Source organism: Pseudomonas sp. AC083, from assembly GCF_979253165.1.
In genome coordinates this window covers 1-256 of the sequence record NZ_CEEDDH010000221.1, presented here as the reverse complement: position 1 = coordinate 256, position 256 = coordinate 1, and the positions used below count along the sequence as shown (strand labels likewise).

Here is a 256-nt window from a genome sequence, read left to right as displayed (position 1 = left end):
AGGAATGGAACGGCGCAAAGATGGCCCTGGGGCCATTGCGCTCATCATTGTGGATGAATCGTATATCATTCAAAAATGTCATGTGCTTGGCGGCGTGTCGATCTTATCTAAATTTAAAGAAGTTCCTTCATATGAAGGAAAGCATGTAGGGGCTGTGCTGGACGAGCACCACATGATGAAGAAAACATTGAAAAAACGTAAAAAGACGCCAGCTGTCATGCAAGCACTATCCATGGCGGCTGAGCAGGCACTTGTC

At 46.5% G+C, this 256-nt stretch carries 1 protein-coding gene; it reads left to right on the top strand.

What is annotated here, in order from left to right; all coding sequences use genetic code 11:
- The coding region (locus AC0IXA_RS27780; protein WP_471814958.1) for a transcriptional regulator GutM at window positions 1-256 on the top strand (256 nt) is incomplete at both ends.